The following is a 13960-nucleotide window of genomic DNA, read 5'->3' as shown; positions in this document are numbered from 1 at the left end:
AAGCCTTTCGCCACCAAGTGTTTTATAAACAGCTAGTTACATAACTGGCATGAAATATGCTTACCCATAATCATTGGACGTGGACCAGGCTTGGGCGACCAAGTACGAGTGCGTCGAACCGGACCTTCAATGCCGAAGGCCCATGCATCCGTGTTCGATACCGACTCGACGAGGACCGTCCCATGGACATTCGCAACAAAGCCAACAGGATTCGTCTGTTCAGCTTCAGCACTCCCCAGATGCGGGCTTTCCATTTTTCCTGGTTTGCCTTTCACATCTGTTTCTTCGGCTGGTTTGGCATCGCGCCGCTGATGGCGGTAGTACGTGACGACCTCGGTCTGACCAAGACCCAGATCGGGAACACCATCATCGCCTCGGTGGCAATTACCGTCATCGTGCGTCTGGCCATTGGTGTACTGTGCGACAAAATCGGCCCGCGCAAGGCCTACACCTGGCTACTCTGCCTGGGTTCGCTGCCAGTAATGATGATCGGCTTCGCCGACAGCTTCGAAAGCTTCTTCCTGGCGCGCCTAGCCATCGGCGCCATCGGAGCCTCCTTCGTCATCACTCAGTATCATACGTCAGTAATGTTTGGCCCCAACGTGGTGGGCACCGCCAATGCGACCACCGCTGGCTGGGGCAACCTCGGCGGGGGTACGACACAGATTCTCATGCCGCTGATCTTCGCTGGCATTCTGATGCTGGGTGTCGAGCAAACGCTCGGCTGGCGCCTGGCCATGGTTGTGCCCGGCATCGTGCTGTTCCTGACCGGCATCGCCTACTATCTCTTCACCCAGGATGCGCCCAACGGCAACTTCGACGAACTGCGTGAACGCGGCGAACTGCCCAAGGCGGAAAAAGAGTACAGCATGGCCAGCACTTTTGGTGCTGCTGCCAAGGACATTCGCGTATGGGCCTTGTTCGTGATCTACGCCGCTTGCTTCGGTGTGGAACTGACCATCAATAACATTGCTGCCATCTACTTCTTCGACACCTTCGACCTCGACCTGGCCACGGCCGGGATGATCGCCGGCCTGTTCGGCCTGATGAACCTGTTCGCCCGTACCCTGGGGGGTGTCTTCTCCGACCTGTTTGCCAAGAGCGGAGGCCTCAAGGGCCGTGTGCGTTGGCTGTTCATCGCCATGTTGTGCGAAGGCATGGCCCTGATATTCTTTTCGCAGATGCACGTGCTGACGCTGGCCATCGGCATAATGCTGGTCTTCAGCCTCTTCACTCAGATGGCCGAGGGCGCCACCTTCGGTGTTGTACCCTTCGTCAACCGCCGGGCGCTGGGAGCGGTGGCCGGCATTGTCGGTGCAGGCGGTAATGCCGGTGCCGTGGCGGCAGGCTTCCTGTTCCGCTCCGAATCGCTGACCTATCAGCAGGGCCTGTTCTACCTCGGCATTGCCGTATCGATTGCCGCCTTCGCGACCATGCTGGTGCGTTTCTCGCCTCAGGTACTGGCAGAGGAAGACGCCGCCTACCGCGAAGCGGCAGGCAGCAGTGCCGCCCCAGCCGAGCTGTCGCTGAGGTAACACCTCGGTCATCCAGTCGCGCAAACCGCCGTCCGAGGGACAGCGGTTTGCGTTCGGCTGGGCGTGCTAGGCTATGGCGATTTCGCCAACTCGGAGGGTCGTGTGCCGCGTCTTTCACAGCCCCCAGCACAGCCCAAGCCCCTGCTTCCCGGATTCGTCAGCGTCTTTCGCTACAGTCGCCGTGCGCTTTCGCTGGTGTGGAGCACCTCGCGAGGACTCACTGTCGGCCTGGCCGTGTGTACACTGGTCGCAGGGATATTGCCGGCCGTGGCGGCCTATCTCGGCCAGTTGATTGTTGATGCCGTGGTCGCCGCCATGGAGCGCCATGCCCAACAGTCCGGGCTCGATTGGCAGTCCCTGCTTTGGCCACCCTTGTACTACGTGTTGTTGGAGATGGGCGTCTTCGTCCTTATCGCCCTTGCCCAGCGCGGCCTGTCGGTGCAGCAGTCGCTGTTGCGTGCTCTGCTCGGGCAGCGTGTCAATGAGATGATTCTCGAGAAAGCCGGCAACCTGTCGCTGTCCCAGTTTGAAGACTCTGAACTCTACGACAAGCTGACCCGTGCCCGGCGAGAGGCCTCGTCACGTCCATTGGCACTGGTCAACAAGACGTTCAGCCTGATTCAGAATGCCATCTCGCTGGGGAGCTTCGCGGTACTGCTGTGGCAGTTTTCTCCCTGGGCCCTGCTGATTCTCACCGTGGGCGCCCTACCGGTGTTCGTCTCCGAGGCCAAGTTTTCGGGCGATGCCTTCCGCCTGTTCCGCTGGCGCTCGCCGCAGACACGTATGCAGACCTATCTGGAAACCGTACTGGCCCGTGAAGACAGCATTAAAGAGGTCAAATTGTTTGGCCTCGAGTCGCTCTTCCTCAAGCGCTACCGCGATATCTTCCGCACGCTGTACGCCGAGGATCGGCGCCTGACGATCCGTCGCGATGCCTGGGGCTTCCTGCTCGGCCTGCTGGGCACCCTGTCATTCTATGCCGCCTATACCTGGGTGGTCGTGGAAACCATCCTCGGCCGCCTGACACTGGGCCAGATGACCATGTATCTAAGCGTGTTCAAGCAGGGCCAGTCCGCCCTGTCGGCCAGCCTGACCGCAATCAGTGGCATGTACGAGGACAACCTCTACCTGTCGAACCTCTACGAGTACCTGGAACACCCGATCGCGGCCGACAATGGCTACCTGACCACAGGCACCCAGCCCGGTGACGGCATTCGCTTCGAGGCCGTGTGCTTCACCTACCCCGGTGGTGATCGTCCGGTGCTGCAAGATATCGACTTACATCTGAAACCCGGGGAAAGTCTGGCCCTGGTTGGCGAGAACGGCTCCGGCAAGACCACCTTGATCAAGCTGCTGACTCGACTCTATGAACCTACTCGAGGACGTATCCTGCTCGACGGCAGTGATCTGAGAGACTGGGATCTCGGAGTACTGCGCCGTCGCATCGGGGTGATCTTTCAGGACTTCGTACGCTATCAGTTACCGGTCGGCGAAAACCTGGGCGTCGGCGATGTGGAAGCCTTTACCGACACGGCACGATGGCAGCGTGCAGCGCGCCAGGGTATGGCTGACGAGTTCATCGTCCGCATGGAGAACGGCTACCACACCCAACTCGGCCGCTGGTTCCAGCGCGGCCAGGAACTCTCCGGCGGCCAGTGGCAGAAGATCGCCCTGTCGCGTGCCTACATGCGCGAAGACGCCGACATATTGGTGCTCGATGAGCCCACGGCAGCCATGGACGCCGCCGCCGAGGCCCAAGTCTTCGAGCAGTTTCGCCATCATGCCCGGGATCGCATGACCCTGTTGATTTCGCATCGCTTTTCCACGGTACGCGCCGCCGACCAGATCATTGTCATCGACAATGGCCGTGTCATCGAGCGTGGCAGCCATGACAGCCTGCTGGCCCGCAATGGACGTTACGCCCACCTGTTCCGGCTGCAGGCGGCGGGTTATCAGTAGGCATTTTTTAAAGCTACGCCCTTCCTGTTGTCGCAGCTCTCGCAACGATACGTTGCATGTCGACAAGCGTATTGGATGTCGCTTCCACTACAATAATGAGAAATATTACTATCTAATATATTTTCTCAAATAATCATCCCAAGGGTGACATATGAAGCCTGTTGCATTTCTTGCCGCTACGCTACTGACACTGAGCGGGACAAGCATGGCCGCGACGTCCGTCAACGAGCGTGTCATTTCCTTCGACTATGGCAGCCTGGATACGCTCGATGCGCTGAATCTCGGCAAGCAGGTGGTTGGCGTTCCCAAGCAGGGCTTACCAAGCTACCTTTCCGACTATGCCAGCGATCGCCTTGTCGATGTCGGCGGGCTCAAGACGCCGGATCTAGACGCCATCCGTCAGGCCTCTCCCTCGCTGATTTTGGTTACCGGACGCCAGGGCGACCAGCGCGACACGTTCGAAGCGATTGCCCCGGTCATGGAAATGGGTGTCTCGGGGGAGAATTACCTGCAAGCCTTCGACGCTAACGTCATGTCTCTGGCTGAACGCTTTCAAGCCGCCTCGCAAGCTCAATCGGCACTGGATTCGCTGCACCAGAAGATTGCTGATACACGCCAGGAAATCGACGGCTCCAAGGAGGTACTGACCGTTACCCATAACGATGGGAACTACATGCTCAACACTCACCCTATCGTCTACGATGTGCTAGGACTGAGCGAGCCGCAGATTCCCGCAAGCGTACCCACCGAGACGCGCGGTACTCGCACGTTCACCCCGTTATCTCCCCAAGCTATCGGTGAGATAGATCCCGATGTGATCCTGATCGTTGACCGCAGTGCGGCCATCGGTAATGAAGAAGCCAATGTCGAGGCGTTGCGTCAGTCCCTGGCAAATGGCGCGGCTGCCGACGCTGATATTGAGGTAATGACGCCCAAGCTGTGGTATCTGTCAGGCGGCGGGCTTCAAAGCCTGAGCCTGCAGATCGATGAAGTGAGGAATGCACTTTGATCTGAGCGCATCAGCCCGGGGGCCCGTATCGGCAGACCAGCGCCCCCGGCGTTTGACAGAAGCCATGGCGGTGGTTGTTAGTAACCGCCATTCACTCGTATCGCAAAATCGCCTATATCTTCCGATATTCGGTATTTCACAATAAAGTCTGTGTCCGTCACGTCGGACAGCCAGACTTTGACTGCGTCGACGTTATAGTCCGCATTACCTGTATTAGTGACATAAAACGCTTTAGCCAACGGTACCTTATAGAACATGCCTGAATGCGGAATGCTCACCGTTCTCATGGTATCGTCTGCATGCACAGCCGCCACTGTGGTGGATAGTGTCCTGTCACGGCTGCTACACCCCGTACTTAAATTTTCTATGCGGGAACGCGCCAGCGTCGCGTTAGATAAGAAGCGAAGGTACGCAGGATCAATATCCGTATCGGTGTTCGAGAACGTCAGGTCGAGAATGCCGGGATCCTCATTCTGCGAAGCTCCCTTTACACCTATGCCGCAACCGGTAATCTTCAAAGTCACATTGGAGGTGAAAACAGGATAGTCCAGCCATAGCGCCAGCGCGGGAGTGCCATCTTCCTTGGTCGGGAAGTTACTGATAGAGCCTCTAATGGTATGGTCATTGCCGCGAATACTCAGCGCGCAGTCGTTAATCTTCCCATTGGTAGCCCATATCCGGAGATCAGAAATAACACAGCGATCCCCATCAATATCGACGGCACGATAGGTGCCTTTCGACGGATACCCCCCCGTGACGTCAACTTTTACGTTGACCGTGGCGATATGCACATTGGCTATGCTGCGAACTTTCAGCAGGGGCAAACCATACTTACCCCGCGTGGAGTGACAGTTCAGTAATCCGCCCGACACATCATCGGTGGGGGCCAGATAAACTCCGCCTGCACTGCTCTCGCCAATGGCGTGATCAAAGCGAAGGCGATACGCCGACCCGGCCTTGCCGAAAGTCGCCCAGGCATACCCATGCCGGTTGTTATTGGGATGCATCTCGACGACTTCAGCGCTACCCCGGTAAAACAGCACTCCGGCGCAAATGTTCGCATCCACCGCCTTGGACACCTTGTCCTGCGTGTAGTCATAGTCCCTGAATCCATCCCATGGCCAATAGCTCTCGCAGTACCGAATGCGCTGGTCCCATCCGCCATCGAAAATGATGCCCTCTTGGCCGGTATAGGTTGCCACCACATGCAGATTATTGCCGTGAGTGTAGAGACTCTTGTTGCCGCCATTGGAAAACCACATGCCGACACCAGCGGTTCTCGTCGCCCGTACCTCAACGATGTTTGACCGCCCGCAGGTGGCTGCCAGACCCACTCCTTCACCACCTGCAACGTTGCCCACACCGACAGGTTGGTCATTGAGATTGCCGTACAAGACAAGGTTTTCCAGACGGATATTATTCACCGCTGTCGTACGGAAGCCTACCGTCTCCAGAATGCTTCCTTTAAAAACAGGGTCGATTAACTTTATCGTCGCCTTGTTGCCGGGATGGTCGGAAAAGAGCTCTTGCCCATCGCGGATATACAGTGTCGATGAGACTGCATAGGTTGCGCCCGGTATCAGGCGTACCCGCCCTGTCATGTCCAAGGCCGCCTGTATCGCGGCGCGGTCATCGGTTATTCCATCGCCTATTGCCCCGAATGATTCCGCGTATACAGTCCCGATAGCAACGAAACTGCTCCCATCCCAACGAAACTCTGTACCACCTACCTCGACAAGCTGGCCTTTGCGTAACGATAGCGAACGTAGCTCCTGCAAGTTGGCTATCGCGTCTACATGGATGACACGCTGATTCAGCGCTTCTTGCAGAGTTTGGTGGCCCGTTGAGGTACTGATGCGAGCATTGGAGACATTGACGTGCTGCATCGCCTCGTCGGAATCATACTCAAAGGCAAGTGGAACATGGCCGTCGCTGGCATCCAGCGTGACCGCCTTCGTGGTGGGGTCAAAGGACCAAGCATTGTCTGCCACGGTCAGCACGGCGCCGGCACTCAGAATCTTGAGGACGAATCCTCGACGTGATGGATCCACAGGGTCTCTCATCAGGGCTGCCTGAACAATAGGTGTTCCTGCTTGCAGGATCGGTAAAGTTACGGCCCGAATCGGAACCCATTTGTAACTGTAGCGTTTCAATGGTAACGGGCCACCCCTCCTTGAGAGTCGTCGAAAACACCTAACTTTACAATAAGCCTATTAGCTGAACCGTTATGGTATTAAGGCAGTACAGCGGCATTGGCGATCCTTGCGCCTGGTATTTCTTCGCCAGCCTGCCAGTAGTATTGTTTTTATCCCTTGAGACGCTGTAGCGTCTGGACAAGGCAATTTGATTGCCTTTTACATTGCAACCAGGAAGCATGCCATGACCATTGCCACCGGTGACAAGATTCCCGACGTGACGATCAAGACCAACGGTTCCAGCGGTCCCGAGGATATTTCGACCGGCGAGTTATTCGCGGGCAAGCGCGTCGTATTGTTCGGCGTGCCGGGTGCCTTCACGCCCGGTTGCTCGAACACCCATATGCCAGGCTTCGTGATCAAGGCCGACGAAATCCGCGCCAAGGGCGTCGATACTATTGCTTGCATGGCGGTCAACGATGCCTTCGTGATGGGTGCCTGGCAGGAAAGCCAGAATGCCCAGGCGTTTACCATGCTAGCCGATGGCAATGCTGAGTTTACCCAGGCACTCGGTCTGGAGATGGATGCCAGCGGCGCCGGCATGGGCACACGTTGCAAGCGCTTCGCGCTGATCGCCAACGACGGCGTGGTGGAGTATATCGGCGTGGATGCCAAGGGCGTACAGGAAAGCAGCGCCGACACGGTTCTCGACAGGCTCTGAACAACGTTAGCCATCGAATCCTGACAGCGCCGGCGATGGTCTTGCCGGCGTTTTCCTGACATTCCCCTCTTCTCGTATTTCCCCTCCCCGTATTTCTCCTTCGTCTCACCCCGAGATCGCTTGACAGCTTAACTGTATCTCCTAATTTTCTTGTTTACGAATAACCATCCTAATGGAATAGGAACGTTCCGACTTCGTTCGTTGGAACGCCAGCGGTTTACGTTCGAATCCCTGATGGCACAAGGAGAGCATGGCATGCGGTCGTTACTGCATCCCATCCGTGCGGTACTGGGGAGTGTGGCGCTCCTGCTGCTCGGTAATGGACTTATCAATACGCTACTGACGCTACGAGGAACCGAGGAGAACTTCTCGACCACCATGCTGGGCATCATCATGTCCGGTTATTTCCTCGGCTTCACCTGTGGCACGTGGGTCAGTGGCCGGCTGATCCGGCGTATTGGCCATATCCGCACCTTCGGTTTCTGTGCCGCTATCTGCGCCTCCGGTGCGCTGTTACATGTCATCTTCGTCAATCCCTGGGTCTGGCTGATCCTTCGCATCGCCTATGGCTTGTCGTTCGTAACGTTGATGACAGTCATCGAGAGCTGGCTCAACAGCAAGGCGGCTACCCATGAGCGCGGCCGTATCTTCGCCATGTACATGCTGGTCAACCTGGGCGCCATCGCCGTGGCCCAGCAGATCCTGCGCCTGGACACGCCCGATGGCTTCCTGCTGTTCTCGTTGACCGCGATTCTGATCTGCTGGGCCCTGCTGCCGATCACCATGACCCGGCGCCCCCAGCCGACGATTCCCGACCGGCCCAAGAGCAGCCTCAAGGCCCTGATCGGTTTTGCGCCGCTGGCAATAACCGCCTCGGCCCTGTCAGGCCTGGCCATGGGCGCGTTCTGGGCGATGACCCCGATTTACGCCAAGGCGCTGGGCTACGATATCGGCGGTATCGGCATGGTCATGAGTATTACTATCCTGGGCGGCGCCCTGCTGCAGATTCCCATCGGCCGGTTTTCGGATCGGCATGACCGCGGACGGGTCATGACCATCGTGGTCATCCTGGCCGCCATCCTCGCGGCGCTGATGCCCCTGGCACCCAACAAGCCGGTGCTGATGGGACTGTTCTTCGTGTGGGGCGGTCTATCGTTTTCCATCTACCCCCTGGCCGTGGCACAGCTCATCGACCAGTTGCATCCCGACGAGGTGGTTTCGGGTTCCGCCGATATGCTAGTCATGCAAGGGGCAGGTAGTGCCATTGCCCCGATTCTTGCCGGGGCGATCATGAATGTCCTTGGCGCAGAAGTGCTGCCGCTCTACATTGCCGCCATGCTGGCGCTGCTCGGTGTTTACGCCCTTTATCGGCGTCATTATGTCTCCCCGCTTATCCGGGGCGAAGCAGCTCACTTCGAACCATTGGTGCAGACCAGCCCCCAGGCACTGGAGATGTTGTTCGACGATACCCAGCCCGACCTGTTCGATGACCCCAGCTTCTACGAGGAGCAAGAGCGCCAACGGCTGGTCAAGACCGTGTCTCAGAATTGATCAGCCAGGGCGTCCAGTTGTTGGACAAGAAACTGGCTTTCGGTGGCTGGAGGGCCCAGGGCCAGGGCTTGGCGATAGGCAGCCCTGGCCTCGTCTAGCCGCCCCAAACGACGACACAGGTCAGCACGAGCAGCGTGCGCCAGGTAATAACTACGCAACTCTCCGCGTGCAAGCATCCTATCGATCAGCGGCAATCCGTGTGCCGGACCGTCCAGCATGGCCACCGCAACAGCACGATTGAGCTCGACTACCGGCGACGGTGCCACACGCAAGAGTACATCGTAGAGGCCGACGACCTGGGGCCAGTCGGTTTCGGCGGCACTGGGCGCTTCGGCGTGAACAGCGGCGATTGCCGCCTGAAGAGTGTACGGGCCGAAGCGCCGTGTCTTGAGGGCCCGCTCAACCCAGGCACCGCCTTCGACAATCATTTCCTGGCACCAGCGCGAGCGATCCTGCTCGCCCAGGCGCACCAGCGACCCGGATGACGTCACACGCGACTCACGCCTCGCTTCATGGAGCAGCATGAGTGCCAGTAACCCCATGGCTTCGGGCTCTGGCAACAGCTCAACCAGCAATCTACCCAGACGGATGGCCTCACGACACAGGTCGGCGCGAGTCAGCTCATTGCCGGACGAGGCCGAATAGCCCTCATTGAAGATCAGGTAGATCACATGCAGCACACTATCCATGCGTTCGGAAAGTTCACTACGGCATGGCACCTGATAGGGAATACCGGCATCGCGTATCTTCGCCTTGGCACGCACGATACGCTGTGCCAGCGTCGCTGGTGTGCTGAGAAAGGCCCGTGCGATCTCTTCGGTACTGAGCCCGCACACTTCACGCAGGGTAAGGGCTACTTGGGCCGTTTGTGACAAGGCCGGATGGCAGCAGGTGAAAATCAGGCGAAGCCGATCATCATCAAGCCCCTCCCTCTCGTCATCGATGGCTTCTTCGATACTGGCTTCTATGCGCCTTGCCAGCTCCCCCTGCGAGGCATCGAAGCGCGCCCGCCGACGCAGCGTATCGATGGCCTTGAAGCGGCCTGCCGATACCAGCCAAGCCCGCGGGTTGGCTGGCATTCCGTCTCGCTGCCACTGCACCAACGCTGCGGCAAAGGCCTCATGCAGCGCCTCCTCGGCCAGGTCAAAATCTCCCAACAGACGAATCAGCGTTGCCAGAATACGCCGCGATTCATTGCGATAGATCGCCTCGACCTTCACCCTTGTCGCCGATGTATCTTTACGACTCATGGGGCGTCACGCCTCATCTTCCACAGCTTGGTGCCCCGCCGGGCGAGGCTGTGCGCTGAGCTCGCGCACCGGACGAACTTCGACACACCCCACCCGTGCGGCAGGAATTCTCGCAGCGATCTGCAGCGCCTCGTTCAGGTCCCGCGCTTCCACCAGGTAGAAGCCCGCCAGCTGCTCCTTGGTTTCTGCAAAGGGACCGTCGGTGATCAGCATCTTGCCGCTGCGCATACGCACCGTGGTCGCCGTACTCACCGGCTGTAGCGCCTCGGCCGCCAACATGTGGCCATTGGAGTGAAGCCCTTCGGCATAGGCCAGGCACTCCTCGTCACGCGGGCTGTCGGGTGAGCTGTGTAGCGTGGCTTCGTCGCAGTAGACCAGGCAAAGGTATTTCATGGTGTGCTCTCCTTTATGACGATGCAGGAACACAACGTTGTCGAATGGCAGCGACAGGAATCGACAACATACTCTCTTTATATAGAGCGAAAGGACGCTGGCTGCCGATCATGGGGGAAGTCGCTTCTTGATACTCACGGCTGCAACGGCCCGCGCGACATGCTAGAACAGGGGCTTTATCGATACCGAGCCCTGCCATGACACGCACTTGCCACACCACGCCCCGCTTTCAACTGCGCCTCGTCGCGGGCAAGGACGTCGTGCTCGGCCCCGGCAAGGCCGATCTGCTGGAAGCCATTGAGCATACCGGTTCGATCGCCTCGGCCTGCCGCGAACTCGGCATGAGCTACAAGAAGGGCTGGCAGCTCATTGACACCATGAATCGTCACCTGCCAGCGCCGGTCATCGAGACCCGTACCGGCGGCAGCCAGCGCGGCGGTGCCTACTTGACGCCGCTGGGTCGCGAGGTGCTGGCCAACTACCGCGCCTTGCAGCAGCGCCTGGACCCGCAGGCCTGCCACGAGGCGCATGCCTTGCTGGCCCTGCTTGAGGCATCTCCCGGGGAGTCATCCTGACTCACCCCGTGCCCGCTCCTCGCCTGGCGGACTCCGTGTCGAGTCGCTATAGTGGTTCCGTTATTTCCATTTGCACATAGCGAGAAAGCCATGCCTCTCTGCATCGCCCTGTGCCGTCATCTCGCCCGTTTGTCCCTATTCCCGCTGGCCCTGCTGGCCCTACCCGTACACGCCGCGTCGCCCGTTCACGTCTACGCCGCAGCCTCGCTGACCGATGCCCTGAACGCCGCCGTGGCCCGCTACGAAGAGACTCACGACGTTGACATCGTGCCGGTATACGCGTCGTCGTCCACCGCGGCACGTCAGGTGGCCAACGGCGCTCCGGCGGATCTCTACTTCTCTGCCAACGAGCGCTGGATGGACTGGCTAGGCGAGCAGGGTATCGTTCTGCAGGAGCGCGCCGACCTGCTCCAGAATCGCTTGGTGCTGGTCGCATCGCCCCATAGCGATGCCATACCTTTCACGCTTGGCGAGGGCGTGTCCTTGGCGGAGCGCCTGGGTGACGGTCAGCGCTTGTCGGTGGGGGATCCGGCCCATGTGCCCGCCGGGATCTATGCCAGGCAGGCCCTGGAATCGCTCGATGAATGGCCCGCTCTCGAGTCGCGCCTGGCACGCGCTGACAATGTGCGCGCCGCACTGGCCCTGGTCGAGCGTGGCGAGGCGCCATTGGGTATCGTCTACCGCACCGACGCCGTGGCCAGCGACAGGGTACGTCAACTGGGGCTGCTCCCGATCGACAGCCATGCCCCGATCACTTACCCGGTCGCGCTGATTGGCAATGCCATCGATGACGCTGCCAGAGATTTCCGGGACTGGCTGGCGAGCGACGAGGCCATGGCGGTTTTTACTGGGTTCGGTTTCCTGCCCGCCGACACCAACGGCCTTTGATCCGGACGACCCGATGCTTTCCGACGCCGAATGGCAAGCCATCCTCATCAGCCTGCGCGTAGCCGTGACTGCCGTGGGCGGCATTATGGTACCCGGCATAGCATTGGCCTGGCTGATGGCGCGGCATGAATTTCGCGGCAAGGCGCTGCTCGATGGCGTATTGCATCTGCCGCTGGTCCTGCCGCCGGTGGTCGTGGGCTACCTGCTGCTGATCTCGCTGGGCCGCCAGGGCTGGTTGGGCCAGTGGCTGGATACCTGGTTCGGTATCACCCTGCCTTTCACCTGGCAGGGTGCGGCGGTTGCCGCCGGAGTCATGGCTTTTCCCTTGCTGGTGCGCGCCGTGCGGCTTTCGCTGGAAGCGGTGGACGTCAAACTGGAAGCCGCGGCCAGTACGCTAGGCGCCAACCGCTGGCGAGTATTCTTTACCATCACGTTACCGCTGGCGTTGCCGGGCCTACTCACCGGAACGGTGCTGGCCTTCGCCCGGGCACTGTCAGAATTTGGCGCCACCATCACGTTCGCTGCCAACATCCCTGGCGAAACACGCACCCTTCCGTTGGCGCTCTACACCCTGATCCAGACGCCGGGAGCGGAAGCCGCCGCCGCCCGCCTATGCGTGCTTTCCATCATCATTGCCATGCTGTCGCTGCTGGTTTCGGAGTGGCTGGCGCGCCTGGCCCGCCGCCGGCTGCACGAACGCGACAGTAAGCGCTGACTTCGGCCGGTACTCATGCTCGACGAGACTTCTGCCCACTCCCCCCAATCTCATGCTGCCAACGGGCCGGCCCTGAGCCTGGACGTGGCCCGCCGCCAGGGCGACTTCCACCTGCAAGCCCGCCTGACACTGCCGGGCAATGGCGTCACGGCCCTGTTCGGCGCCTCAGGTAGTGGCAAAACCAGTCTGCTGCGCCTGATAGCGGGACTCGATCGCCCCGACGAAGGCATCATCCACCTCGGTGAAGAAACCCTGACAGACACCCGCCGCGGCATCCTGATACCGCCGCATCGCCGCCATCTCGGTGTGGTCTTTCAAGAAGCCCGGCTGTTTCCCCATTATCGAGTGCGCGGCAATCTCACCTATGGCATGCGCGCCGCGATGCGCCCGCGTTTCGATGCCATCATCGAACTGCTTGGCATCGGGCATCTGCTGCAGCGCTTTCCGGCCACGCTTTCCGGTGGCGAGGCACGCCGCGTCGCCATCGGCCGGGCCCTGCTTACCGCACCACGACTGCTACTGATGGACGAGCCATTGACGGGTCTCGACGGCGCCCGCAAGCGGGAACTGCTGCGCTACATCGCTCGCCTGGCCCGCGAGATCGACATTCCCATCGTCTATGTCAGTCATGACCCCGGCGAGCTGACCGCCATCGCCGATTATCTGGTACTGCTCGAACATGGTCGTGTCCTGGCTGACGGACGCCTGGACGCCCTGCTCAACCGCTTCGACCTCACCGAGCATCTGGGCGGTTTCGATGCCGAATCGGTCATTGTCGCCAGCGTGGCCGAACACGAACCGGACTATGCTCTGACCCACCTGACCCTGGACGATGGCCAGACATTGACCGTTCCCTCGTTGGATGCGGGTCCCGGTGAGCGGTTGCGTCTGCATATCCCAGTGCGCGACGTAGCACTCGCCCTGTCCGAACCCAGCGGCATCAGCTACCGCAACCGACTGCACGCCACCATCGAGCGTGTCGGACCCCGCAACGACGCTCGCACCAGCATCGAGCTGAGTCTGAATGTCAGCGGCCAGACATTGCGTACCCGGCTGACACGCAAGGCCTTCGATGAAATGGGACTCGAGGAGGGCATGCCGGTCGTAGCGTTGATCCGCAGTGTGGCTTTCGAGACACGATGACGTTATAACAGTCTCAAACGAGCGTTTTGTAAACCGAACGCTCCCTGATAACCATCCACAACGATAAAGATAACGATAACAACGAA

12 protein-coding genes are annotated in these 13960 nt (G+C 59.6%); 9 read left to right on the top strand and 3 right to left on the bottom strand.

Annotated elements, in window-relative coordinates; genetic code table 11:
• Positions 1-182: 182 nt before the first annotated feature.
• The 3 genes from F568_RS0104270 (at position 183) to F568_RS0104260 (ending at position 4503) form a co-directional block, all read left to right on the top strand.
• Entirely contained in the window at positions 183-1535 is a 1353-nt protein-coding gene (locus tag F568_RS0104270; protein ID WP_019017471.1) for a NarK family nitrate/nitrite MFS transporter, read from the top strand.
• Positions 1536-1637: 102 nt separating this feature from the next.
• The gene (locus F568_RS0104265) at positions 1638-3494 is read left to right on the top strand and encodes an ABC transporter ATP-binding protein (protein ID WP_051087921.1); all 1857 of its coding nucleotides are present in this window, start codon (positions 1638-1640) and stop codon (positions 3492-3494) included.
• Between the two features lie 151 nt (positions 3495-3645).
• Positions 3646-4503, top strand: coding sequence for an ABC transporter substrate-binding protein (locus tag F568_RS0104260; RefSeq protein WP_026300324.1), 858 nt, complete (start codon positions 3646-3648; stop codon positions 4501-4503).
• Positions 4504-4580: 77 nt separating this feature from the next.
• Here F568_RS0104260 and F568_RS0104255 read toward each other — a convergent pair whose 3' ends face one another.
• Complete coding sequence (locus F568_RS0104255) at positions 4581-6554, bottom strand: pectate lyase family protein (protein ID WP_169338646.1); 1974 nt, start codon at positions 6552-6554, stop codon at positions 4581-4583.
• 328 nt (positions 6555-6882) lie between these two features.
• Here F568_RS0104255 and F568_RS0104250 point away from each other — a divergent pair, with 328 nt between their 5' ends.
• Together F568_RS0104250 and F568_RS0104245 are read left to right on the top strand one after the other, a co-directional pair.
• Positions 6883-7359 (top strand): peroxiredoxin, encoded by a 477-nt coding sequence (locus F568_RS0104250; protein WP_019017467.1) that lies wholly within the window; start codon positions 6883-6885, stop codon positions 7357-7359.
• 255 nt (positions 7360-7614) lie between these two features.
• Complete coding sequence (locus tag F568_RS0104245) at positions 7615-8910, top strand: MFS transporter (protein ID WP_019017466.1); 1296 nt, start codon at positions 7615-7617, stop codon at positions 8908-8910.
• Here F568_RS0104245 and F568_RS0104240 read toward each other — a convergent pair.
• Both F568_RS0104240 and F568_RS0104235 read right to left on the bottom strand, forming a co-directional pair.
• Entirely contained in the window at positions 8901-10160 is a 1260-nt protein-coding gene (locus F568_RS0104240) for an RNA polymerase sigma factor (protein ID WP_026300322.1), read from the bottom strand. The genes F568_RS0104245 and F568_RS0104240 overlap by 10 nt on opposite strands.
• Positions 10161-10166: 6 nt before the next feature.
• Positions 10167-10553 (bottom strand): YciI family protein, encoded by a 387-nt coding sequence (locus F568_RS0104235; RefSeq protein ID WP_019017464.1) that lies wholly within the window; start codon positions 10551-10553, stop codon positions 10167-10169.
• A gap of 197 nt (positions 10554-10750) precedes the next feature.
• Here F568_RS0104235 and F568_RS0104230 point away from each other — a divergent pair, with 197 nt between their 5' ends.
• The 4 genes from F568_RS0104230 to modC all read left to right on the top strand — a co-directional run bounded on the left by F568_RS0104230 (position 10751) and on the right by modC (position 13874).
• The gene (locus F568_RS0104230; RefSeq protein WP_019017463.1) at positions 10751-11128 is read left to right on the top strand and encodes a winged helix-turn-helix domain-containing protein; all 378 of its coding nucleotides are present in this window, start codon (positions 10751-10753) and stop codon (positions 11126-11128) included.
• 90 nt (positions 11129-11218) lie between these two features.
• Entirely contained in the window at positions 11219-12016 is a 798-nt protein-coding gene (gene modA / locus F568_RS0104225) for a molybdate ABC transporter substrate-binding protein (RefSeq protein WP_019017462.1), read from the top strand.
• Positions 12017-12029: 13 nt separating this feature from the next.
• On the top strand, positions 12030-12731 hold the full coding sequence (modB, locus tag F568_RS0104220; protein WP_019017461.1) for a molybdate ABC transporter permease subunit: 702 nt from the start codon (positions 12030-12032) through the stop codon (positions 12729-12731).
• A 15-nt stretch (positions 12732-12746) separates the two neighbouring features.
• Positions 12747-13874: a molybdenum ABC transporter ATP-binding protein gene (gene modC, locus F568_RS0104215; RefSeq protein WP_019017460.1), complete on the top strand. Its 1128-nt coding sequence runs from the start codon at positions 12747-12749 to the stop codon at positions 13872-13874.
• Positions 13875-13960: the final 86 nt, after the last annotated feature.

Source organism: Modicisalibacter luteus DSM 23508 (genome assembly GCF_000378505.1).
GTDB classification, from domain to species: Bacteria; Pseudomonadota; Gammaproteobacteria; order Pseudomonadales; family Halomonadaceae; genus Modicisalibacter; species Modicisalibacter luteus.
This window is presented reverse-complemented; position numbering and strand designations above follow the sequence as displayed.